1 pseudogene is annotated in these 244 nt (G+C 69.7%); it reads left to right on the forward strand.

The annotated features are described in order from the left end of the window. Positions 1–244 (forward strand): annotated as a pseudogene (locus tag SB773_RS34035) (hypothetical protein); the annotation flags it as partial.

Genomic DNA, 244 nt, shown 5'->3' on the forward strand with positions numbered 1-244 from the left:
GCCAGCTCCGCGGTCTCGTCGACTTCTCGCCGGACGCGGCGGACCAACTCGACGCCGACAGGATTCTCACACGCATCGTCCGAGCTGCCGCCGACCTCATCCAAGCCCGATACGGCGCGCTGATCGTGATCGACGCGGCCGGCGCTGTCGAGCGATTCATCCACGTGGGCATCGACCAGCGAAGTGCGGCCGCGATCGCCGATCCGCCCGAGCCGGGGACCCTGTTCCGCGCGGTGGTCGACAG

This window comes from Bacillus sp. SIMBA_074, from assembly GCF_046534555.1.
GTDB lineage: Bacteria > Bacillota > Bacilli > Bacillales > Bacillaceae_G > Bacillus_A > Bacillus_A mycoides.